Below are 21,912 nucleotides of genomic sequence, written 5' to 3' on the forward strand. Positions count from 1 at the left end.
TGGAACGCCATGTCATGAATGCGCCGGACCTGAACCTGTTGATCACCCTCGACGTGCTGCTGAGCGAAGGCAGCGTGGCCCGCGCCGCCGAGCGCCTGCGCCTGAGCCCGTCAGCCATGAGCCGGGCGCTGGCCCGCCTGCGGGAAACCACCGGGGATCCGCTGCTGGTACGCGCCGGTCGCGGACTGGTGCCAACCCCGCGTGCGCTGGAGTTGCGCGACCGGGTCAGCTATCTGGTACAGGAAGCCGAAGCGGTTCTGCGTCCGGCAGAAGTGCTCGATCCCGGCCAGTTGCGGCGCACCTTCACCCTGCGCAACACCGACGGGTTTGTCGAAACCTTTGCCGCCGCCCTGCTCGCCCGCATCGCCGAAGAGGCGCCCGACGTGCGACTGCGTTTTGTGCAAAAGGCTGACAAGGACAGCACACTGCTGCGCGAAGGCCGGGTGGATCTGGAAACCGGCGTGGTCGATGACAGCACCGACCCGACGTTGCACAGTCGCATCCTGTTCCGCGATCAGTGGATCGGTGTGGTGCGTGAGGGGCATCCGTTGAGCAGCGGCAAGGTCAGCGCCAAACGCTTCGCTGCAGGCCAGCACATTCTGGTGTCACGACGCGGGCGCAGCAGCGGCCCGGTGGACGAGGCGCTGCTCGCCTTCGGCCTGACGCGGGACATCGTCACTTCGTTCGGCGGCTTTTCGGCAGCGCTGACGCTGGTCCGTGAATCGGACCTGATCGCCACCGTTCCGGAACGTCACACCAGCAAACTGCGCACGGGTCTGCACAGTTTCGCCCTGCCGTTGCGCATGCCGGACATCAGCGTGTCCATGCTCTGGCATCCACGCATGGACGCCGATCCGGCGCATCGCTGGTTGCGCAACTGTGTGCGGGAAGTCTGCGCCTAGCGCGCATCCCCGCCAGCAGGTTTGTAAAACAGGAATTTCTTGGTCTCGGCGGTCTTGGTGTACTTCTTGGCCCAACTCGGGTCGACGTTGTGGTCATGAAAGTACAGCGCGCCATGGGTGCGATCCGTGAGCTGGCGGTTCAGCGCCTTACCGGCGATCTCCTTGGCCAGCGCGTATTCGGCGTCTTCCTTGACCTGATCGGACTTGCCATCGCACCACCAGGAAAACTGGCAACTCTTGGTTTCCGAGCCCTGCTTGACCACCTCGCACACGGTGCCTGGAAAACCGTCATGGCCGAGGCGATTCATCACCACGTTGGCCACGGCTTCCATTTCCGCCGTGTCCTTGCCCTTGGCTTCCCAATAGATGCTGCGCGCCAGGCAGGTGATCGGGTCGTCGAGCGGCGCGGTGCCGGCCGGGTCGACGGCTTGCACCTCTTTGGGGGTGATGGCTTCGGACTTCGGCGCCGGAGGCGCATCGGGTTTGTCGGCAGCCTTCTCTTCCAGTACCTCGGCTTTCGCTTCGGCCTTTTCCTTGATCGGCGCCTGATCGGTGGCCAATGCCGCGCCGCTCAGCAGGGTCAACACAAGACAACAGATCAGCCCGTGCAATTTCATGATCGATTCTTCCGGCAGCGCCCGTTGCGGGCAAAGTGTTACGTGGCTGAGACGCCCGGATTCCGGGGCCCTCGCAGAGGGTAGACGGCAGAGTCGGCGGCATCGTTCCGCAGAAAAAACCGCTCGGTGAAGAAAAAGACATTGCGCGAACCCGGGGCCTTTCGCGCATCATGGGCGCACTCAGCCCAAGGGAGATTTCCATGCGCTTCATGCCATCCGTTCTGCGACTCGCCGTGTTGTCCACGGGACTGGCGTTGGCCACCTCGGCCATGGCTACCGACGAGTCGCAACTGGTCGAGTCGATCAACAGCTACCGCAGCCAACCGCAGCGTTGCGGCACGCAGGCGTCCAGTGAGTTGCCGCCGCTGTCGGCCGACCCGCGCCTGATTCTGCCGGCCAGCGGCGTCGTCGATCTGCAGCAGGCGATGGCCAGCGCCAGCTACCCGATGGTCAATGTGCAGGCGATTACCCTCAACGGTCCTAGGGATGCGGCGTCAGCGATGAAGGCGATTCAGGAGAGCTTCTGTCAGGTGGTGCTGGATCCGCAGTTCGTCGATATCGGCGTCAGCCGGGCTGACCGTGACTGGCGCATCACGCTGGCCCGACCGCTGCTATCGGCGCGTCTGGGCGACGGGCAAGCCGAAGGCCAGAAGTTGCTGACACAGCTCAACGCTGCCCGCAGCCAGCCACGCCAGTGCGGCGGCCAGGCCTTCTCGGCCGCCGCGCCGCTGGCGTGGAACGCAGTGCTCGGCGGTGTGGCGCAGGATCACAGCCGTCAGATGGCCAACAACAATTATTTCGACCACAAGGACCGCGACGGCCGTACCCCCGGCGACCGCGCCGAACTGGCCGGGTACAGCGGTCAGCAGGTCGGCGAGAACATCGCCGCCGGGCAGGATACCGTGCAGAAAGTCGTTGCCGGCTGGCTCGCCAGCCCCGGTCATTGCGCCAACCTGATGAACCCGCAGTACCGGGAGCTGGGCGCGGCCTATGCCGTCGATCCGAAGAGCAGCGCCGGCATTTACTGGACCGCGATGTTTGGCGGGGATTAAACCTCAGGGCACCCTCTCCATCTGGGGAGGAAGGAAAATGCAGGCAATAAAAAACCGGAGCCAGGCTCCGGTTTTTTTTGGTCAGTGGGTTCGCATCCCCGCTGCGTACATCGCCAGCTTCAGCAGACTCGCCACCACCGCCAGCGAGACCACACTGCCGGACCAGATCAGCAGCAACCAGCCCAGTCGTTTGTACCAGCGGCTTTTCACTTCACGCATTTCAATGGTAGCCATCACCAATCCTCACTTTGCCGCGGAAGACGTAGTAGTTCCAGAAGGTGTACATCAGGATCACCGGCAGAATGAACAGCGCGCCGATCAGGGCGAACAACTGGCTGGTGGCCGGTGATGCCGCCGCCCACAGGCTGACCGACGGCGGGATGATGTTCGGCCAGATGCTCAACGCCAGACCGATGTAACCGAGGAACATCAGCACCAGGGTGAACACGAACGGCCAGTGGGTGTGCCGCTGACGCAGCGAGCGCAGCAGCCCGAACAGCGACAGTGCCGCCAACACCACCAGCCCGGCGAACACGGTCAGGTGCGCATGGTTGAACCAGCGGGTGGCCAGTTCCGGGTGCAGTTGCAGCGTCCACGCGCCGATCACCACCACCATCGCCAGCAGCAGCCACGCCAACGGACGGCTGTAGTGACGCATCCGAGACTCCAACATGCCTTCGGTCTTGACCAGCAGCCAGGTGCTGCCCAGCAACGCGTAAGCGACCACCAGACCGACACCGCAAACCAGCGGGAACGGTGCCAGCCAGTCGAGACCGCCACCGGCAAACTGCCGATCCACCACCGGAATCCCGGCCACATACGCGCCGATCACCACGCCCTGGGAGAACGTCGCCAGCAGCGAACCGCCGATGAACGCCCAGTCCCACAGATAGCGTTTTTCCGCTGGCGCCTTGAAGCGAAACTCGAACGCAACACCGCGGAAGATCAAACCCGCGAGCATGAAGATCAGCGGCAGATACAGCGCCTCCAGAATCACCCCGTAAGCCAGCGGAAACGCGCCGTACAGCGCCGCACCGCCGAGCACCAGCCAGGTTTCGTTGCCGTCCCACACGGGTGCGACGGTGTTCATCATCACGTCGCGTTCCTGCTCGTCGCTGATCAGCGGAAACAGGATCCCGAGGCCCAGATCGAAGCCGTCCATGATCACGTACATCATCACCCCGAAGGCAATGATCACGCCCCAGATCAACGAGAGATCGATACCTTGAATACCCATGACTCAACGCTCCTTTATCAGTGGATCCGGGTCGCGGATTCGAGGTTGTCGGTGACCGCCGAGAGAGGCCGGCGCGGGGTCTGTATCTGGGCGCCTTCAGGCGGGTGTTCGTGGTGCGGCTGCGGGCCTTTGCTCACGAGCTTCATCATGTAGCCGATGCCCACGGTGAACACCGAGCAGTAGATGACAACGAACAGCGCCAGCGAGGTACTCATCTGCGCCACCGAGTGATGGGACGCGGCGTCATGGGTACGCATCAGGCCGTACACCACCCACGGCTGACGCCCGACTTCAGTGGTGATCCAACCCGCCAGCAACGCGACCAGACCACTCGGCCCCATCAGCAGCACCAGCCGCTGGAAGCCGCGATGACGGTAGACCTTGCCATTGCGCCGCAACGCCAGGCCCAGCACACCGACGAGGATCATCAACATGCCCAGCCCGGCCATGACGCGAAAGCTCCAGAAGATCACGGTCGAGTTCGGCCGGTCTTCTTTCGGGAAGCTCTTGAGTGCCGGGATCTGCTTGTCGAGGCTGTGGGTGAGGATCAGGCTGCCGAGGTACGGAATCTCGATGGCGTATTTGGTCTTCTCCGCCTGCATGTCCGGGATGCCGAACAGCACCAGCGGGGTCGGTCCGTTGTCAGCGTTTTCCCAGTGACCTTCGATTGCAGCGATTTTCGCCGGTTGATGTTCCAGGGTGTTCAAGCCATGGGCGTCACCGACCACCGCTTGAATCGGCGCCACGATCAGCGCCATCCACAGCGCCATGGAAAACATCTTGCGCACCGGCTTGGTGTCGTTGCCACGCAGCAAATGCCAGGCCGCCGAAGCGCCGACAAAAAACGCCGTGGCCACGAACGCGGCAATCGCCATGTGCGCCAGTCGGAACGGGAACGACGGGTTGAACACGATGGCCAGCCAGTCCAGCGGCATCACCCGGCCATCGACGATTTCGAAGCCTTGCGGAGTCTGCATCCAGCTGTTGGACGCGAGAATCCAGAAGGTCGAGATCAGCGTGCCGATGGCGACCATCACCGTGGCAAAGAAGTGCAAGCCACGGCCCACGCGGTTCCAGCCGAACAGCATCACCCCGAGGAACCCGGCCTCGAGGAAGAACGCGGTCAGCACTTCATAGGTCAGCAACGGCCCGGTGACGCTGCCAGCGAAGTCGGAAAATCCGCTCCAGTTGGTGCCGAACTGGTACGCCATGACCAGACCCGAGACCACACCCATGCCGAAGTTGACGGCGAAGATCTTCGACCAGAAGTGGTAGAGATCCCGGTAAGTGTCGTTACCGGTTTTCAGCCACAGGCCTTCGAGCACCGCCAGGAAACTCGCCAGGCCAATGGTGATCGCCGGGAAGATGATGTGGAACGAAACCGTGAACGCGAATTGAATTCGCGCCAGGTCCAGTGCCTCCAGGTTGAACATGATGATGTCCTCATCAAGGCTGAAAAGCGGCAGCACACGGCCGGGCCACCGCCAGGCGTGAACGCCTGCAGCCAGTCAAATTGCAAAAGGGTTGGATCGCGTGGGGCGGTCAGGCCACCGACGACGGGATCAGGTTGCTCGCCTCGGCCGCCTCGAGGCGGATCGCCACGAACTTGGAGGTCGGCGTGTAAGTTCGGTCTCCGTAGCTTTCCAGCGGCACCAGCGGATTGGTTTCCGGGTAGTACGCAGCGGCTTGCCCCGCTGGAATGTCGTAGGCGATCAGGGTGAAACCGCTGACCCGACGCTCGCGCTCGTCGCCCCACAGCGCCACAAGATCAACCTTCTGCCCCGGTTCGAAACCGAGCCGGCGGATATCCTGCTCGTTGGCGAACACCACGTCGCGCATGCCGTAGACCCCGCGATAACGGTCGTCGAGGCCGTATAGCGTGGTGTTGTACTGATCGTGAGAACGCATGGTTTGCAGGATCAGATGCGGTTTGACCGGCAGGTTACGCACACCTTCGCTGATCAGATGCTCCGGCAGCACGCACGGGGTGAACTGGGCTTTACCGGATTCGGTGTTCCAGACACGGTCTGAAGCGTCGTTGCCGAGGTGGAACCCACCCGGGATCAGCAGCTTCTCGTTGAAATTCTCGAAGCCCGGAATCACGTCGGCGATCAGGTTGCGGATGCGCCCGTAGTCGCCCACCGCCCATTCCCAGTCGATCGGGTGTTTGCCCAGGGTCGCGGCGGCAATCCCGGCAATGATCGCCGGCTCGGACTTCAGGTGCGCCGACTTCGGCTTCAACTGACCGAACGACAAGTGCACCATGCTGAAGGTGTCTTCCACGGTCACGCCTTGCGGACCTTCGGCCTGCACGTCGATATCGGTACGGCCCAGGCACGGCAGGATCAGCGCATCACGCCCGGTCACCAGATGGCTGCGGTTGAGCTTGGTCGAGATGTGCACGGTCAGGTCGAGTTTGCGCATCGCCTCGTGGGTGCGCGGGGTGTCCGGCGTGGCCTGGGCGAAGTTGCCGCCCAGACCGATAAACACCTTGGCTTCGCCACGTTCCATGGCACCAATCGCCATGACCGTGTTGTGGCCGTGCATGCGCGGCACCTTGAAGTTGAAGCGCTTTTCCAGGGCATCCATCAGCTCTTTCGGCGCCAGTTCGTTGATGCCCATCGTGCGGTCGCCCTGCACGTTGCTGTGGCCACGCACCGGTGACAGCCCGGCACCCGGACGGCCAACGTTGCCGCGCAGCAGTTGCAGGTTGATGACTTCCTGCAGGGTCGGCACCGAGTGCACGTGTTGGGTCAGGCCCATGGCCCAGCACATGATCACGCTCTTGGCGCGGGCATACATGCGCGCGGCCAGTTCGATGTCATGCAGCGGCACACCGGACTGCTCGACGATGTGCTCCCAGCTCGTGGCATCGACTTCGGCCAGATAGCTGTCGAGACCCGACGTGTGCTCGGCAATGAACGCGTGATCGAACACCGGTTCGCCGCCCGTGGCCTGGGCCTCACGCTCCCATTGCAGCAGGAACTTGACCATGCCGCGGATCATCGCCATGTCGCCGCCCAAGGCTGGACGGAAGTACGCGGTGTTGGTCGCTTCCCAGCCGTTGCTGAGCATTTCGATCGGGTTTTGCGGGTTCTGGAAACGCTCCAGCCCACGCTCCTTGAGCGGGTTGATGCACACCACCTGCGCGCCACGCTTCACCGCTTCACGCAACGGTTCGAGCATGCGCGGGTGGTTGGTGCCGGGGTTCTGGCCGATCACGAAAATCGCGTCGGCGTGGTGCAGGTCTTCATAGACCACGGTGCCTTTGCCGACGCCCAGGGTCTCGCCCATGCTCACCGCACTGGCTTCGTGGCACATGTTCGAGCAGTCCGGGAAGTTGTTGGTGCCGTAGGCGCGGACGAACAACTGATAGAGAAACGCTGCTTCGTTGCTGGCGCGACCCGAGGTGTAGAACTCGGCCTCGTGAGGCGATTTCAGGCCTTTGAGGTGCTTGGCGATCAGCGCGAACGCCTCGTCCCAGGTGGTCTCGACATAGCGATCGACCCGGGCGTCGTAGCGCATCGGATGGGTGATCCGGCCCTGGTATTCAAGCCAGTAATCGCTTTGCTCGGCCAGCGTCGACACCGTGTACTTGTTGAAGAACGCCGGATCGACCAGGCGGCCGGTGGCTTCCCAGTTCACCGCTTTGGCGCCGTTCTCGCAGAACTTCAGCATACTCGCGCCGGGTGCTTCACCCCAGGCGCAACCGGGGCAGTCGAAGCCGCCGTTCTGGTTGGTCTTGAGCATGGCGCGGATGTTTTTCAGGGCGTTTTCACTGCCCAGCCAGTTCTTGGTGAGGCTGATCACAGCGCCCCATCCTGCAGCGGCGCCCTTGTAGGGTTTGTAACGGTCGACTTGTGACATGGGACTTCTCCATGACGATGCACACAGGCAAAAACCTGATCGGGTTTAAACAGCGACGACTGACTTTCAAGTTCAAAAGTGGTCGTTTCGTTTGACGGGGCCAAGGATATGAACCGCTGCAAAAACTTGTCTAATCGCTATTAATGACTGCGTTATCGAAAGCATCTATCACGGCGTTAAACCCTTTAAATACGGGCACTTGCAAAACTAAGAGACGCAAAAACCGGAAGGATTATTTCATCATCGACAGCATCAATCGGCCGGTCATTAATAGTGATTGGACGCTGTCATAAGTTGCTCATAACCTGCGCCGACCCAATCCCTTCAATAGCGGATTTCACCCAAGCGAGGCTGTCATGTCAGAGCGCGTCTTGATCGATGGTTACAACCGCCGCGTCGACTACCTGCGTATGTCGGTCACCGACCGCTGCGACTTTCGCTGCGTGTATTGCATGGCTGAAGACATGCAGTTTCTGCCACGCCAACGGGTACTGACGCTGGAGGAGATCTATCAACTGGCGCAGAGCTTTGTCGCACTGGGCACCCGCAAGATCCGCCTGACCGGCGGTGAGCCGCTGATTCGTCCCGGCGTCGTCGGGTTGTGCAAGCAGATTGCTGCCCTGCCCGGCCTGCGCGAGTTGTGCCTGACCACCAACGGTTCGCAGCTCGGCAAACTCGCCAGCCCGCTGTTCGACGCCGGGGTCAAGCGCCTCAACGTCAGCCTCGACAGCCTTGACCCTGTGCTTTTCAAACAAATGACCCGCACCGGCGACCTGGCACAAGTGATCAACGGCATAGATGCCGCCCGCGAGGCCGGATTTACCCGCACTAAACTCAACTGCGTGGTGATGCAGGGCCGCAACGATCACGAGATCAACGACCTGGTGCAGTTCGCCATCGAGCGGGATCTGGACATTTCCTTTATCGAGGAAATGCCGCTGGGCATCATCAGCGAACACAGTCGCGCCGAGTCGTTCTTTTCCAGCACCCAGGTGCGCGAAAAGATCGCCGAACGCTACACCCTGATCGATTCCGCCGAGTCGACCCAGGGCCCGTCGCGTTACTGGCGGCTGGCAGAAGCGCCGCACATTCGGCTGGGGTTCATTTCGCCCCACAGCCACAACTTCTGCGGCACCTGCAACCGGGTGCGGCTGACGGTCGAGGGGCGTTTGCTACTGTGTCTGGGGAACGAGCATTCGGTGGATTTGAAAGCGGTGCTGCGCGCCCATCCGGGTCAACCGGAGCGGCTGGAGAAAGCGATCATCGAAGCGATGAAGCTCAAGCCTTACCGGCACAACTTTGAAGTGAACGACGACGTGCAAGTGGTGCGTTTCATGAACATGACCGGCGGCTGAACCGCCACGTTTTCAAGGCAAAAAAAGCATGATCATCCGGCCCAAGATCAATCAGTTCGCCGTCCTGTTTACCCTCAAGGGTTCGATTGCCAAGCGCATCGCCCTGCGCACCCTGATGGTCACGCTGCTGGCGTCGGCCATCGTGCTGGTGGAAATGCTCCACCCGAGCAACTTCACCAAGGTCAACGCCACGCCGTTCACCTTGCTCGGTCTGTCACTGTCGATCTTCATGAATTTTCGCAACAACGCCTGCTACGACCGCTGGTACGAAGCGCGCAAGGCCTGGGGTGAGGTGATCGTGCATGTGCGTTCGGTGATTCGCGAAACCCACGTCATCCGCGAATCGGCGCAGCGCCGTCTGTTGCTGCTGAATCTCTGCGGCTTTGCCCATGCCCTGAACGCGCGGTTGCGCCGGGAAAACGAAGCCGCCGCCAGCGCCGAATGGATCACTCCACAACACGATGCACAGGTGCCGGACTACAGCGGGCGCATCCTGCAAACCGTCGGCCAGCAATGTTCCGATCTGCATGAAGCGGGCGACCTCAGTGAATGGCGCTACATGCTGCTGGCCAATCACCTGACCAGCCTGACCCAAGCGCAAGCGGTGTGCGAGCGGATCAAGAACACGCCGCTGCCCTTCCCTTACACCCTGCTGCTGCACCGCACGATCTACCTGTTCTGCATCCTGCTGCCGTTCGCCATGGCCGAACCGCTGGGCTGGCTGACGCCGCTGTTCACGGCGATTGTCAGCTACACCTTTTTCGGTCTGGATGCGATTGCCGATGAGCTGGAAGATCCGTTCGGCCGGGATGAAAACGACCTGCCAACCGATGCGCTGGTGCGTGGCATCGAGCGGGATATTCTCTCGGAGCTGGGCACCGAGCCGTTGCCACCGGCGCTGAAGCCCGTGGACTACGTGCTGAGTTGATCCGACACCTCCCCCTTCAGGGGAGGAAATTCAATCAATCCAGATGTGCCCAGGTCATGCGGAACGACGCCCCGCCCCACCGTGAATCGCCAACCTCGACCCGGCCGCCATGGGATTGCGACACTCGCCGCACCAATGCCAGTCCGAGGCCGAAACCGCCAGTACGGCGGTCGCGGCTGGCGTCCAGGCGCGAGAACGGTTCGAAAATCTTCTCCCGACCGGCCAGCGGTACACCCGGGCCGTCGTCATTGACCTGCACTTCGTATTGATCGCCGATGCGCACCAGCGACACCTCGACTCGCTGCTCGGCATAACGAATGGCATTGCGCAGCAGATTGATCACCGCCCGCGCCATGAAACGCGGCTCGATCCGCACTTCTTCGACCCGGCATTCTCCGATCAGCAATTGCACCCCGGCGGCCTCGGCTTCCAGGGCGACGCTGCCCACCACACTGTCGAGCCAGTTGGCGGCTTGAATGTTTTCACGGGTGATGACCGTCGCGCCGCGTTCGAGGCTGGCGTAGGTCAGCAGCTCGGAGACCATCTCTTCCAGCTCGCCAAGGTCGGCGTACATGTCGGCGATCAGTTCGCGGTTCTGGCTGGCGTCCGGTTGTTGCTTGAGCTGGTCGAGTTCGAACGACAGCCGGGCAATCGGCGTGCGCAGTTCATGGGACACGGCATTGGTCAGTTCGCGCTGATTGGCGATCAGGCCTTCGATGCGCGCCGCCATCAGGTTGAAGTGTTCGGCCAGATCGCGAATGTTCGAGCGTTTGGAGAGCTGGATGCGCGACGAGAGGTCGTTGTCGCCGAATCGCTCGGCGGCCAGTCGCAGTTTTTCCAGATCGCGCCAGTGCGGACGGACCCAGAAGTACAGGACGATGCCAAGCAGCACCGCCAGCATCAGATAGGCCGCTGCGATGTAGAACGGCATCAGGCTCGGCTCGGGCGGCAATTTGATGCTGAGCACCTGCGAACCGCCGTCGATGTTGCTGATGAACTGGGTGTAGTTGTCGCGAATCACCAACAGGTTCTGTGCCAGTTCAGCCTTTTCCTCGGGCGTCAGGGCCAGTTGATCGGACTCGATCAGGTTCAACGTCAGCCCGTAATGCGGACGCAACGCCTCCAGTTGCGCCTCGCGCGCCGCTCCTTGCTGGTCGCGCATGTGCTCGATCAGCGACCAGGCCTGGCCCCGCACCGCCTCGCGGTTGTAGGCCTGCATCTGGTTGTCGAGCAACGCGTTGAAGGTGTGTTCGACGGTTTGCAGCGCCGCCACCAGCCCGACTGTCATCACCAGAAACAGTCCCAGAAATAACCGCAGCATCTACAGCTCCCACGCGAACGGATTGAACAGATAGCCCTTGCCCCACACGGTCTTGATGCACACCGGTTCGCGGGGATTGTCCTTGAGTTTGTTGCGCAACTTGCTGATGTACACATCGACGCTGCGATTGAGGCCATCGAAAGCGATGCCACGCATGCGATTGAGAATGTCATCGCGCGACAGGATATTGCCGGCGGCACTGGCCAGCAGCCACAGCAGTTCGAATTCCATGGTGGTCAGCTCGATCAACTCGCCCGCCAGACGCACTTCGCGGCAACTGCGATCGATGATCAGATTGCCGAACTCCAGCGAGCTGACCACGCCACTGTCCGGCACCTGCCGGCGTTGCAGCGCGCGCAGACGCGCGAGCAGGACCGGCGGTTTGATCGGTTTGATCACGTAGTCATCGGCCCCGGACTCCAGGCCCAGAATGTGGTCGAGGTCGTCTTCCTTGGCGGTCAGGATGACAATCGGCGTATCCGACACGCTGCGGATTTCCCGGCACACGTGCAGGCCACTCTGCCCCGGCAGCATCAGGTCGAGCACCACCACTTTGGGCTTGAATTCAAGAAACGCTGCCACGGCCAGATCGCCGCGATGCACCGTGCGTACCTCGTAGCCGTGTTGTTCGAGAAAGTGCGCGATCAGCGCGGCCAGGCGCTCATCGTCTTCCACCAGCAGGACTCTGCCAAAACCCAGGTTATCCATAACAACCGTCGCCAACCCTCAGTGAAGTGGGCGCCATTATGGAGGCATTCGCGGGCGAGACGTTTATCGCAGGCAGCAAAAACCGGCCACTTGGGCCGGTTTTCGTTGATGTTTCATACTCTTAAGAGTTTTTAACAATTCATGCCGCGACGGGCACACCGCTGTGGAAACGGAATTCCTCGTCCGGCGATTCGATCAGGTCCTGCTCGGCGGCGCGGACTTTCTCGATCACCTGGGCAATGTCCTTGGCGTCACCGTACTGGTAGGCCAGTTTCAGATAACCCTGGAAATGCCGGGCCTCGCTTTTCAGCAGGCCGAAGTAAAACTTGCCGAGTTCTTCGTCCAGATGCGGCACCAGTGCTTCGAACCGCTCGCAACTGCGCGCTTCGATGAAGGCGCCGACCACCAGGGTGTCGACCAGTTTCACCGGCTCGTGGCTGCGCACCACTTTGCGCAGGCTCGAAGCATAACGGCCGGCGTGCAGCTGGCGCAGTTCGATCTTGCGCCGCTTCATGATGCGCATGACCTGTTCGTGGTGAACCAGTTCTTCCCGGGCCAGACGCGACATCATGTTGATCAGATCGACGTGGGAATGGTACTTGGCGATCAGGCTCAACGCGGTGCTGGCGGCCTTGAACTCGCAGTTCTTGTGGTCGATCAGCAGGGTTTCCTGATCGGCCAGCGCGGCCTGGACCCAGGCGTCAGGCGTGCGGCAACCAAGGAATTCGTGGATTTCGGGAAGGATCATGGGGCTCACGGTCAAAAGGTGTTCGAGCGAAGGGCGCCGATTATACCGGCCTGCCCGCAGACCACCAGCCGTCCGCGTTGATATGCATCAAGTCGCAGACGGATGAGCAGCAACTATAGTTGTGCAACGCCGTGCCTTTTCATTGCTGGAGACTCACTCATGCAAGCCATTCGCAGCATTCTGGTGGTCATCGAACCCGAACACGCGGAAAGCCTGGCGCTCAAGCGCGCCAAGCTGATCGCCGGGGTGACCCAGGCCCATCTGCACCTGCTGGTCTGCGACAAGAAGCACGATCACGCCGGCATGCTCAGCGTGCTCAAGGCCGCGCTGCTGGCGGACGGTTATAGCGTCACCACCGAACAGGCGTGGAACGAGAGCCTGCACGAAACCATCATCGATGTGCAGCAAGCCGAAGGCTGCGGGTTGGTGATCAAGCAGCACTTCCCCGACAGCTCGCTGAAAAAAGCCCTGCTGACCCCGGCGGACTGGAAACTGCTGCGCCACTGCCCTACTCCGGTGCTGCTGGTGAAGACCTCGGCCTCCTGGAAAGACCGAGTGATTCTGGTGGCGGTCGATGTGGGCAATGCCGATGGCGAGCACCGCCACCTGCACACCACCCTCATCGATCACGGCTATGACATCGCGAGCCTGGCCAAGGGGCATCTGCACGTCATTACCGCCCATCCGTCACCGATGCTGTCGGCGGCAGACCCGACCTTCCAGCTCAAGGAAACCATCGAGGCGCGCTATCGCGAGCAATGCCGGGCGTTCCAGGCTGAATTCGATGTCGACGACGAGCACTTGCATGTCGAGGAAGGCCCGGCGGATGTGCTGATTCCGTTCATGGCGCACAAGCTGCAGGCCGCCGTGACCGTGATTGGCACCGTGGCGCGTACCGGATTGTCAGGGGCGCTGATCGGCAATACCGCCGAAGTGGTGCTGGATGCGCTGGAAAGTGATGTGCTGGTGCTCAAGCCGCAGGAGGTTGAAGACCATCTGGTGGAATTGGCGGTGAAGCATTAAGCATTGCGGGTCACCCTGTGGCGAGCTCACTCGCCACAGGTAACGCTCATTCGCCCAGCGCATCCTTCAGAAAACCGGGTGCGATGTAGCGCTGATAGTGCGCTTCCGACAGCAGGAAAAATTCCCGATCAATGGCATCGCGCAGTTCCGGCAGGTTCCAGTCGCGAAACTCCGGCAGCAGCACCATCCCGTAGGCTTCCAGATTAATGATCACCCGCGCGCCCCGGGCGATCAGCTGATAGGCCCAGCAATATTCCGATTGGTGCGGCACGAAGCGGATCTTGCGCTGTTCCAGTTGCAGGCGCAGCCGCGCCGGGTCGAAGACCTCGACCTTGCTGGCCATCACTTGTGACAGCAATTGCTCAAGACGCAGCCACACCGCGCGTTTTTCTTCCTCGTTGTAACCGTTCCAGTGGATCACTTCGTGGTGGAAACGCTTGCAGCCACGGCACACCAGATCACCGTAAACAGTGGAGCAGAGGCCGACGCAGGGGGTCTTGATGGTCTGATTGGGCATAGAATGGGCAAAACACTTGAAACGCGGAACAGGTCGGCATGTTAGCCCTTTGTCCGGCATTCATCACCCCTCAAACGTCAGGGACAAGTGCTGGATCAAGGTTTGCCCCAGCTGCGCACAACGCAACCAAAGTCCAATAGAGCGCGACTTACCTTTAAATTTTTTTTGCCGTAGAATCAGCCAGCCTTTTTAGGCGCCAATGTCCGTTAGAAGCTGTTTTCAAAGCGTCACGAGCACAGTCGTTCCTTCAGAGCGGTGTTGGCGTAAGGTTTTTCCAGCGGGGAAAAGCCATACGCCAACCCTCATCAGCTCCCCGTTCTGCAGGCGTAAAACTTTGAAAGCAGCTTCTGTAAGGAATTGCCGGTAATTCTGGCCGAACGACCCACAACGTCGTGAGGAGCATGAGTACGGCAATTTCGGGATGAGCGTCCCGGACACCCATTTGGGACCACTGATGAGGGTAATAACTGTGCTTGAAGCCTACCGCAAACATATCGAAGAGCGTGCAGCCCTGGGTATCGTTCCCCAGCCGCTTAACGCCGAACAAACTGCAGGCCTGGTCGAGCTGCTGAAGAATCCTCCGGCTGGCGAAGAAGCTTTCCTCGTTGACCTGATCACCAATCGCGTTCCACCAGGAGTGGACGAAGCCGCCTACGTCAAGGCCGGTTTCCTCTCCGCACTGGCCAAGGGCGAAGTCTCCTCCCCTCTGCTGGACAAGAAGCGCGCTGTAGAACTGCTCGGCACCATGCAGGGCGGCTACAACATCGTGACCCTGGTAGACCTGCTGGACAACGCCGAGCTGGCGCCAGTGGCTGCCGAAGAACTCAAGCACACCCTGCTGATGTTCGATGCCTTCCACGACGTGGCTGAAAAAGCCAAGAACGGCAACGTTCACGCCAAGGCCGTGCTGCAATCCTGGGCTGACGGCGAGTGGTTCAAGAAGCGCCCTGTGCTGGCCGACAAGATCAGCCTGCGCGTCTTCAAGGTGACCGGCGAAACCAACACCGACGACCTGTCCCCTGCTCCAGACGCCTGGTCGCGTCCAGACATCCCGCTGCACGCCCTGGCCATGCTGAAAATGGCCCGTGACGGCATCGTTCCGGACGAGCAAGGCAAGACCGGCCCGATGAAGCAGATCGAAACCATGCGCGGCGAAGGCTTCCCGATCGCCTACGTCGGTGACGTGGTCGGTACCGGTTCCTCGCGTAAATCCGCGACCAACTCGGTTCTGTGGTTCTTCGGCGACGACATCCCTTACGTGCCGAACAAGCGCGGTGGCGGTTTCTGCTTCGGCAGCAAAATTGCTCCGATCTTCTACAACACCATGGAAGATGCCGGCGCACTGCCAATCGAGTTCGACGTATCGAACATGAACATGGGCGACGTGATCGACCTGTACCCGCACGCTGGCAAAGTCTGCAAGCACGGTACCGACGAAGTCATCACCACCTTCGAAATGAAGACCCCGGTTCTGCTGGACGAAGTCCGCGCCGGCGGCCGTATCCCGCTGATCATCGGCCGTGGCCTGACCGAGAAGGCTCGCGCTGAACTGGGTCTGCCTGCGTTCGACCTGTTCAAGAAGCCGGAAGCTCCGGCCGAAAGCACCAAGGGCTTCACCCTGGCGCAGAAAATGGTCGGCAAGGCTTGCGGTCTGGCAGAAGGCAAAGGCGTTCGTCCTGGCACTTACTGCGAACCGAAGATGACCACCGTAGGTTCTCAGGACACCACCGGTCCAATGACCCGTGACGAACTGAAAGACCTGGCGTGCCTGGGCTTCTCCGCTGATCTGGTGATGCAGTCCTTCTGCCACACCGCGGCTTATCCAAAGCCGATCGACGTGACCACCCACCACACCCTGCCTGACTTCATCATGACCCGCGGCGGCGTTTCCCTGCGTCCGGGCGACGGCATCATCCACTCGTGGCTGAACCGCATGCTGCTGCCAGACACCGTGGGTACCGGTGGTGACTCGCACACCCGTTTCCCGATGGGCATCTCGTTCCCGGCCGGTTCCGGTCTGGTCGCGTTCGCCGCTGCCACCGGCGTCATGCCGCTGGACATGCCGGAATCGATCCTGGTGCGCTTCAAAGGCAAAATGAAACCTGGCATCACCCTGCGTGACCTGGTTCACGCCATTCCTTACTTCGCCATCCAGAACGGCCTGCTGACCGTCGAGAAGAAAGGCAAGAAAAACGCCTTCTCCGGCCGCATCCTGGAAATCGAAGGCCTGGAAGGTCTGACCCTGGAACAGGCTTTCGAACTGTCCGACGCCTCGGCCGAACGTTCGGCTGCCGGTTGCACCATCAAGCTGTCGAAAGAGTCGATCACCGAGTACCTGAACTCCAACATCACCCTGCTGCGCTGGATGATCGGCGAAGGCTACGGCGATGCGCGTACTCTGGAACGTCGTGCTCAAGCGATGGAAGCCTGGGTTGCCAACCCTGAGCTGATGGAAGCCGATGCCGACGCCGAATACGCCGAAATCATCGAAATCGATCTGGCCGACATCAGCGAGCCTGTACTGTGCGCGCCGAACGACCCGGACGACGCCCGTCTGCTGTCCAGCGTTGCTGGCGAGAAGATCGACGAAGTGTTCATCGGTTCGTGCATGACCAACATCGGTCACTTCCGCGCTGCCGGTAAACTGCTGGATCAGGTCAAGGGTCAGCTGCCAACTCGTCTGTGGCTGTCGCCGCCGACCAAAATGGACGCTCACCAACTGACCGAAGAAGGCTACTACGGCATCTACGGCAAGGCCGGCGCACGCATGGAAATGCCAGGCTGCTCGCTGTGCATGGGTAACCAGGCACGCGTTGAGCCGAACAGCACCGTGGTGTCGACGTCGACCCGTAACTTCCCGAACCGTCTGGGCGACGGCGCGAACGTCTACCTGGCTTCGGCCGAGCTGGCGTCCGTTGCTTCGATCCTGGGTCGCCTGCCGACCGTCGAGGAGTACATGGAATACGCTGGCAAGATCGACAGCATGGCGGCCGACGTTTACCGCTACCTGTCCTTCGACCAGATTGCCGAGTTCCGTGAAGCTGCTGCGAACGCCAACATTCCGGTCGTTCAAGCCTAACGCTGCAACGCAATGAAAAACGCCGCCCATCGCAAGATGTGCGGCGTTTTTTTATGCCTCCGGAAACTCATGCATTGAGCTTGAGTGCCTGCTGTACCGCCTCGTCCACACTCAAACCGCTCAACAGCACCTGCTCGCGTTCCAGTTCTGGCAATTGCGCCAGCACGCTCTGCGCCTGATGTTTGAGGCGCGCCAGAATCAACAGTTTGTCCTCGGCCCGCACCTGCAGGAAAAACGCTTCCAGCGCTTCGATGCTGGTGCCGTCCAGATCCGGCGACTCTTCCAGACTCAGGATGATCGTGTGCACCGCTGCCGGTGCATGACGGGCCAGCCGCAGCGCGCCGCCAAGAATGCGCTCCACATTGGCGAAAAACAGCGCCTCGCTCGGCCGGACAATCAACACGCCGGGGATTTCCCGGGCATCCGGATGGCGCTGCACGTCGACATAGTCGTGACCACCGCCCATTTGCCCCAGCACCTGGATATCCGCCGATGACATCTGTTTCAGCATCAGTACCACGCTGATCGCTACCGCCAGCAGCAAACCGTCGAGCACGCCCAGCACCAGCACCGCTGCCACCGCGCAGATCACCAACAAGCGATCGCGGCGCCAGATGAAGTAGCGGCCCAGTGGTTGCAGGCTCAACGCCCGTCCCAAGGCGTGAATCACGATGGCGGCCAGCACCGGTTCCGGTGTCAGAGCGATGTACGGCAGCACCGTCAACACGATCAGCAGAACCACCGCCGCCGCGACAATACCCGCCAATCGCGATGTGGCCCCCGCCGCTTCATTGGCCGATGTTGCCGAATACCCCGCTCCGGCCGGCATGCCATGAAACAGCCCCGACAGCAGATTGGACGCACCAAGGGCCAGCAGGTCGCGGTTCGACGAGACCCGGTCGCCATGCTTCAGGGCAAACGAGCTGATCGAGCCATAAGACTCGGCATACAGAATCATCACCATGGCAAACGCCAGTTCCCCGAGGCGCAGCCAGTCGGCAAACGGCATGTTCGGCAGGCGTGGCACCTCCAGCGCCAGGTCGATGACCCCGATCAGTTTCACCCCGTGAGCCGGCAGGTTCAGCCATTGACTGGCGACAATGCCCAGCGCTACGACGATCAGTCCACCCGGTACTCGACGAAAACGGGCGCAGAGCATCAACACCAGCAACGCCACCACCGCGACCCCGGCACCCGCCAGATTCCATTGCGGCCACTGCTCCAGCAACTGCGGCAGGAAGCGGATCAGGTTGCTGTCGGTCAGGTGGATATCGACGACACTTGCCACCTGTTTGAGGATGATCGTCACTGCCAGCCCCAAGGCAAACCCACGCAACACCGGTTTGGCAATGAATGAAGTGACGCTCCCGAGCTTGAACAGCCCCGCCAGCAGAAACAGCACGCCGGTCATCAACACCAGACCGACCGCCAGGCTCAAACGCAATGCCGGGTCGCCGCCGGCCAGCGAAGCCGTCGCCGCTGCCAGCACCGCTGCCGAGGATGAAGTGGCCGAAACCACGGCAAACCGACTGGTGCCCATCAGCGCGTAACACAACAACCCAGCGAACAGGGCAATTACCCCCGCTTGGGGCGGCAATGCAGCGATGCTGGAATACGCCACGGCTTCGGGCAGCAACAGACCAGCAATCGACAATCCGGCCAGCAAGTCCTGACTACGACTTTGTACTTCGGGTCGGGAAGCAGCGCTCAGGGGTTCAGTTGACAATCGGACCCACCCACCCCGGCAGATACCGAGCCTCCTGGCTGCGCGCCAGGTTCATGGCCTTGGTCTGTAATTTCGGACTCAGATCGTTGATCTGGTCGCTGGCGATGCGGCTGCGAAAGAAGTCCGCCCAGAGGAATTCGCTGTAGGGCGTGGCGTCCTTGGCGTAGCCACCGGCCCGGCGCAAGCGTCCGGCAAGGCTGCGATAAGGATCGTCCTGCAGATCGACTATGGATTTGGGAATCGCTTCGAAGGAGCGCCTGGCACCGCGACCATCATAGGGATGCGCCCACTGGTTGAAGTTCATCACGCTCCAGAACGTCACCGGGTCGACAAAGGAAAGGTCCTTGAGCACCAGCAATGAAGCCTTCTTGACCTCTTCCTCAATCAGCGCAAGACCGAAGTGGTGGTGATCGACGATGTAATAGACGCCTTCAGGCCCAAGCACACTGGGAAACCAGTGATTATCCAGCGCTGCCGCCCGCTCCTTGCGTTTGAGTTTCTTCCATTCCTGACGCTTGTCGGCGACTTCGGCGAGGCCGACCGTGAGCTGGGTGGGATGGAGTTTTTCCAGTTTGGCGCTGATCAGTTGCGGTCGGGCACGGGGCATGAGGCATCTCCGGGAAAAGTGCCTTTCAAGCGTAGCCGTTTATGCCGTGGGATGTGTGCCCTGGATCAGGCACCGGAAGGTCTTGCAAAAACGGGGGCGAATCGCTCGCCCCCGCTTGGTGCTGCTGGTCTGGAATCAGGCCGTCAGCGAGTAGATCAACGCCGAAATCGCCACCAGGCCGACGGCGGTGACAAACACGTTCGACGCCTGGCCACGATAGCGGGCCATTGCCGGCACTTTGCGGATCGCATACATCGGCATCAGGAACAGGATCGCCGCGATGACCGGGCCACCGATGGTCTCGATCATGCCGAGAATGCTCGGGTTCAGGGTCGCCACGATCCAGCACACCACCAGCATGAACGCCGCAACGATGCGATCCAGCGCCTTGACGCCCGGACGCTTGCCGCTTTTGACGATCAGGCCTTTCAGACCTTCGCTGGCACCGATGTAGTGACCGAGGAACGACTTGGAGATGGCCACGAACGCAATCAACGGCGCTGCGAAAGCGATGGTCGGGTTGCTGAAGTGGTTGGCCAGGTACGACAGGATCGACAGGTTCTGCGCCTTGGCTTCAGCCAGTTGCTCTGGCGACAGGGTCAGCACGCAGCTGAAGACGAAGAACAGCACCATCACCACCATCAGCAGGTGGGCGCGGGACAGTATCTGCGAGCTGCGCTCGTCGGCGTGAACACCGTAGCGACGCTTCTGGTCCACCGCAAACGCCGAGATGATCGGTGAGTGGTTGAACGAGAACACCATCACCGGAATCGCCAGCCACAGCGTGTGCAGCAGCGCCGACGGCGCCGGCACCTGCGAAGCGGTGGACAGGATGCCGCCGTTCCAGTGCGGAATCAGGTACACGGCGAGGAACAGCAGCGCAACGATGAACGGATACACCATCAGGCTCATCGCCTTGACGATCACTTGCTCGCCGCAGCGCACCACAGCCAGCAGGCCGAGGATCAGCACGAACGACAGCAGCGCGCGCGGTGGCGGCGTGATGTGCAGTTGGTGTTCGAGGAAGCTGGCGACCGTGTTGGTCAGGCCGACGCTGTAGATCAGCAGGATCGGGAAGATCGCGAAGAAGTACAGCAACGTGATCAGCGCACCGGCCTTGATGCCGAAATGCTGCTCCACCACCTCAGTGATGTCGGCGCCTTCGCGACCGGAAAGCACGAAGCGGGTCAGGCCGCGGTGTGCAAAGAAGGTCATGGGGAATGCCAGCAGCGCGAGAATCACCAGCGGCCAGAAGCCACCCAGACCTGCGTTGATCGGCAAAAACAGGGTACCGGCGCCGATGGCCGTCCCAAACAGTCCCAACATCCAGGTAGTGTCATGGCGATTCCAGCTCGACAGTTGCGCTGGTGCTGCCGCTTCAAAGCGTTGTTCGACGCTATTGGCCTGATCATTCATCCGGTCGGATCTCCGCATTCCGGTCACTTGCCACTCGGTCAGGACGCGTCGGAAAAAACCGACAGACATGCTCCGGCCGAAACAGGGGCGCGATTCTCCGCGATAAATGAGCGGAAGCAAAGACTTAGCTGAGGAATGGTTGTGCGGAGCAGATTGGAGCGATGTCGTTTTTTGGAATATTGCTGTCGGCAACAGGTACGCTTGATGTCGTTTTATGACGCGTCCCGGTGCCGAGTTTGATCAGAAAAACCTGGTCAGATCGATCGGCCCACTATGAAGCCAAGTGACATGCAGAAGAGACCGAAACCCAGCATGCTCCAGACCGGGTACCTGTCCTCTTTGTCTTTGATTCGCATTTTTTCGACCCACTCATCGTACTCTCGATCTGCTTGTTCAATGATGGCCTGACGGTCAAATGTGTTCATGTTGGCTCCTTCGGGTCAAGGGTCTGTTTTTTATGAGTAGCGAATACTCAAAACTTGAAGTAAACACTTGCTACTGCAGTGATTGCGGTCACCACACCACCCAATACTGCGATTGGATACAGGTATATTTCACTGTTCAGCTTTTTAACCTCCGCCAAAAGCTTTTGCCTTTCAGCAACGAGTTTTCGTGATTCATGCAGTAACCTTTCGAGTTCCAGCTCTTCGCGGTTGTTCTGAAGCATTGGCCTTCCTTGGCTAATGGCAATCACCGTTCAGGTTGCTGCCTCATACTGAAGAGCACATCCCGTCTTGCCTGAATGATTTCGCATTTCTCACCCCGTCAGATAGCGGATAAATCCACCAGCATCCGTAGGCAGCTTCCGT

Annotated in this window: 20 protein-coding genes; 6 read left to right on the forward strand and 14 right to left on the reverse strand. The window is 60.8% G+C overall.

Going from position 1 to position 21,912, the window contains the following annotated elements:
* Window positions 1–14 precede the first annotated feature (14 nt).
* The gene (locus IF199_RS18090) at window positions 15–902 is read left to right on the forward strand and encodes a LysR family transcriptional regulator (protein ID WP_192560974.1); all 888 of its coding nucleotides are present in this window, start codon (window positions 15–17) and stop codon (window positions 900–902) included.
* Here IF199_RS18090 and IF199_RS18095 read toward each other — a convergent pair.
* The gene (locus IF199_RS18095) at window positions 899–1,519 is read right to left on the reverse strand and encodes a cell wall hydrolase (RefSeq protein ID WP_192558300.1); all 621 of its coding nucleotides are present in this window, start codon (window positions 1,517–1,519) and stop codon (window positions 899–901) included. The genes IF199_RS18090 and IF199_RS18095 overlap by 4 nt on opposite strands.
* Window positions 1,520–1,719: 200 nt before the next feature.
* On the opposite strand from IF199_RS18095, the gene IF199_RS18100 reads away from it, so the two are divergent.
* Window positions 1,720–2,571 carry a CAP domain-containing protein gene (locus IF199_RS18100; RefSeq protein ID WP_192558301.1) on the forward strand — a complete coding sequence of 284 codons (852 nt, stop codon included), beginning with the start codon at window positions 1,720–1,722 and terminating at the stop codon, window positions 2,569–2,571.
* Window positions 2,572–2,652: 81 nt separating this feature from the next.
* Here the strand turns inward: IF199_RS18100 and IF199_RS18105 are convergent, their stop codons facing one another.
* The 4 genes from IF199_RS18105 to IF199_RS18120 form a co-directional block, all read right to left on the reverse strand.
* On the reverse strand, window positions 2,653–2,805 hold the full coding sequence (locus tag IF199_RS18105; protein ID WP_074688757.1) for a DUF2474 domain-containing protein: 153 nt from the start codon (window positions 2,803–2,805) through the stop codon (window positions 2,653–2,655).
* Window positions 2,792–3,808, reverse strand: coding sequence for a cytochrome d ubiquinol oxidase subunit II (gene cydB / locus IF199_RS18110; protein WP_096820195.1), 1,017 nt, complete (start codon window positions 3,806–3,808; stop codon window positions 2,792–2,794). Before cydB ends, IF199_RS18105 begins: the two co-directional genes overlap by 14 nt.
* A 17-nt stretch (window positions 3,809–3,825) precedes the next feature.
* Window positions 3,826–5,241 (reverse strand): cytochrome ubiquinol oxidase subunit I, encoded by a 1,416-nt coding sequence (locus IF199_RS18115; RefSeq protein WP_192558302.1) that lies wholly within the window; start codon window positions 5,239–5,241, stop codon window positions 3,826–3,828.
* A gap of 109 nt (window positions 5,242–5,350) precedes the next feature.
* Window positions 5,351–7,675 (reverse strand): FdhF/YdeP family oxidoreductase, encoded by a 2,325-nt coding sequence (locus IF199_RS18120; protein ID WP_096820196.1) that lies wholly within the window; start codon window positions 7,673–7,675, stop codon window positions 5,351–5,353.
* A gap of 356 nt (window positions 7,676–8,031) precedes the next feature.
* Between IF199_RS18120 and moaA the strand changes: the two genes are divergently transcribed.
* Together moaA and IF199_RS18130 are read left to right on the forward strand one after the other, a co-directional pair.
* On the forward strand, window positions 8,032–9,030 hold the full coding sequence (gene moaA / locus IF199_RS18125; protein WP_096820197.1) for a GTP 3',8-cyclase MoaA: 999 nt from the start codon (window positions 8,032–8,034) through the stop codon (window positions 9,028–9,030).
* Between the two features lie 28 nt (window positions 9,031–9,058).
* Window positions 9,059–9,958 (forward strand): bestrophin family protein, encoded by a 900-nt coding sequence (locus tag IF199_RS18130; protein ID WP_096820198.1) that lies wholly within the window; start codon window positions 9,059–9,061, stop codon window positions 9,956–9,958.
* A 34-nt stretch (window positions 9,959–9,992) separates the two neighbouring features.
* On the opposite strand, the gene IF199_RS18135 is transcribed toward IF199_RS18130, so the two are convergent.
* From IF199_RS18135 to IF199_RS18145, 3 genes are all read right to left on the reverse strand, one after another.
* Window positions 9,993–11,279, reverse strand: coding sequence for an ATP-binding protein (locus IF199_RS18135; RefSeq protein WP_192558303.1), 1,287 nt, complete (start codon window positions 11,277–11,279; stop codon window positions 9,993–9,995).
* The gene (locus tag IF199_RS18140) at window positions 11,280–11,987 is read right to left on the reverse strand and encodes a response regulator (RefSeq protein ID WP_096820200.1); all 708 of its coding nucleotides are present in this window, start codon (window positions 11,985–11,987) and stop codon (window positions 11,280–11,282) included. It lies immediately after the preceding gene.
* 139 nt (window positions 11,988–12,126) lie between these two features.
* Window positions 12,127–12,735: a MiaE family protein gene (locus tag IF199_RS18145; protein WP_085610660.1), complete on the reverse strand. Its 609-nt coding sequence runs from the start codon at window positions 12,733–12,735 to the stop codon at window positions 12,127–12,129.
* Between the two features lie 159 nt (window positions 12,736–12,894).
* Between IF199_RS18145 and IF199_RS18150 the strand changes: the two genes are divergently transcribed.
* On the forward strand, window positions 12,895–13,758 hold the full coding sequence (locus IF199_RS18150) for a universal stress protein (RefSeq protein WP_096820201.1): 864 nt from the start codon (window positions 12,895–12,897) through the stop codon (window positions 13,756–13,758).
* 46 nt (window positions 13,759–13,804) lie between these two features.
* Here the strand turns inward: IF199_RS18150 and IF199_RS18155 are convergent, their stop codons facing one another.
* Window positions 13,805–14,275 (reverse strand): DUF1289 domain-containing protein, encoded by a 471-nt coding sequence (locus IF199_RS18155; protein WP_192558304.1) that lies wholly within the window; start codon window positions 14,273–14,275, stop codon window positions 13,805–13,807.
* Window positions 14,276–14,744: 469 nt separating this feature from the next.
* Here IF199_RS18155 and acnB point away from each other — a divergent pair, with 469 nt between their 5' ends.
* Window positions 14,745–17,354, forward strand: coding sequence for a bifunctional aconitate hydratase 2/2-methylisocitrate dehydratase (gene acnB, locus IF199_RS18160; RefSeq protein ID WP_096820202.1), 2,610 nt, complete (start codon window positions 14,745–14,747; stop codon window positions 17,352–17,354).
* Window positions 17,355–17,421: 67 nt separating this feature from the next.
* On the opposite strand, the gene IF199_RS18165 is transcribed toward acnB, so the two are convergent.
* From IF199_RS18165 to IF199_RS18185, 5 genes are all read right to left on the reverse strand, one after another.
* The gene (locus tag IF199_RS18165; RefSeq protein ID WP_244142400.1) at window positions 17,422–19,080 is read right to left on the reverse strand and encodes a SulP family inorganic anion transporter; all 1,659 of its coding nucleotides are present in this window, start codon (window positions 19,078–19,080) and stop codon (window positions 17,422–17,424) included.
* Window positions 19,070–19,687, reverse strand: a complete 618-nt coding sequence (locus tag IF199_RS18170) for a ParB-like protein (RefSeq protein WP_192558305.1) — start codon at window positions 19,685–19,687, stop codon at window positions 19,070–19,072. The genes IF199_RS18165 and IF199_RS18170 overlap by 11 nt, the downstream gene beginning before the upstream one ends.
* Before the next feature lie 135 nt (window positions 19,688–19,822).
* Window positions 19,823–21,103, reverse strand: a complete 1,281-nt coding sequence (locus IF199_RS18175) for an HAAAP family serine/threonine permease (protein ID WP_192558306.1) — start codon at window positions 21,101–21,103, stop codon at window positions 19,823–19,825.
* Between the two features lie 254 nt (window positions 21,104–21,357).
* Window positions 21,358–21,528 carry a hypothetical protein gene (locus IF199_RS18180; RefSeq protein WP_192558307.1) on the reverse strand — a complete coding sequence of 57 codons (171 nt, stop codon included), beginning with the start codon at window positions 21,526–21,528 and terminating at the stop codon, window positions 21,358–21,360.
* Between the two features lie 47 nt (window positions 21,529–21,575).
* Window positions 21,576–21,770 (reverse strand): hypothetical protein, encoded by a 195-nt coding sequence (locus IF199_RS18185; protein ID WP_096820205.1) that lies wholly within the window; start codon window positions 21,768–21,770, stop codon window positions 21,576–21,578.
* Window positions 21,771–21,912 lie beyond the last annotated feature (142 nt).

The organism is Pseudomonas allokribbensis, from assembly GCF_014863605.1.
Lineage (GTDB): Bacteria > Pseudomonadota > Gammaproteobacteria > Pseudomonadales > Pseudomonadaceae > Aquipseudomonas > Aquipseudomonas allokribbensis.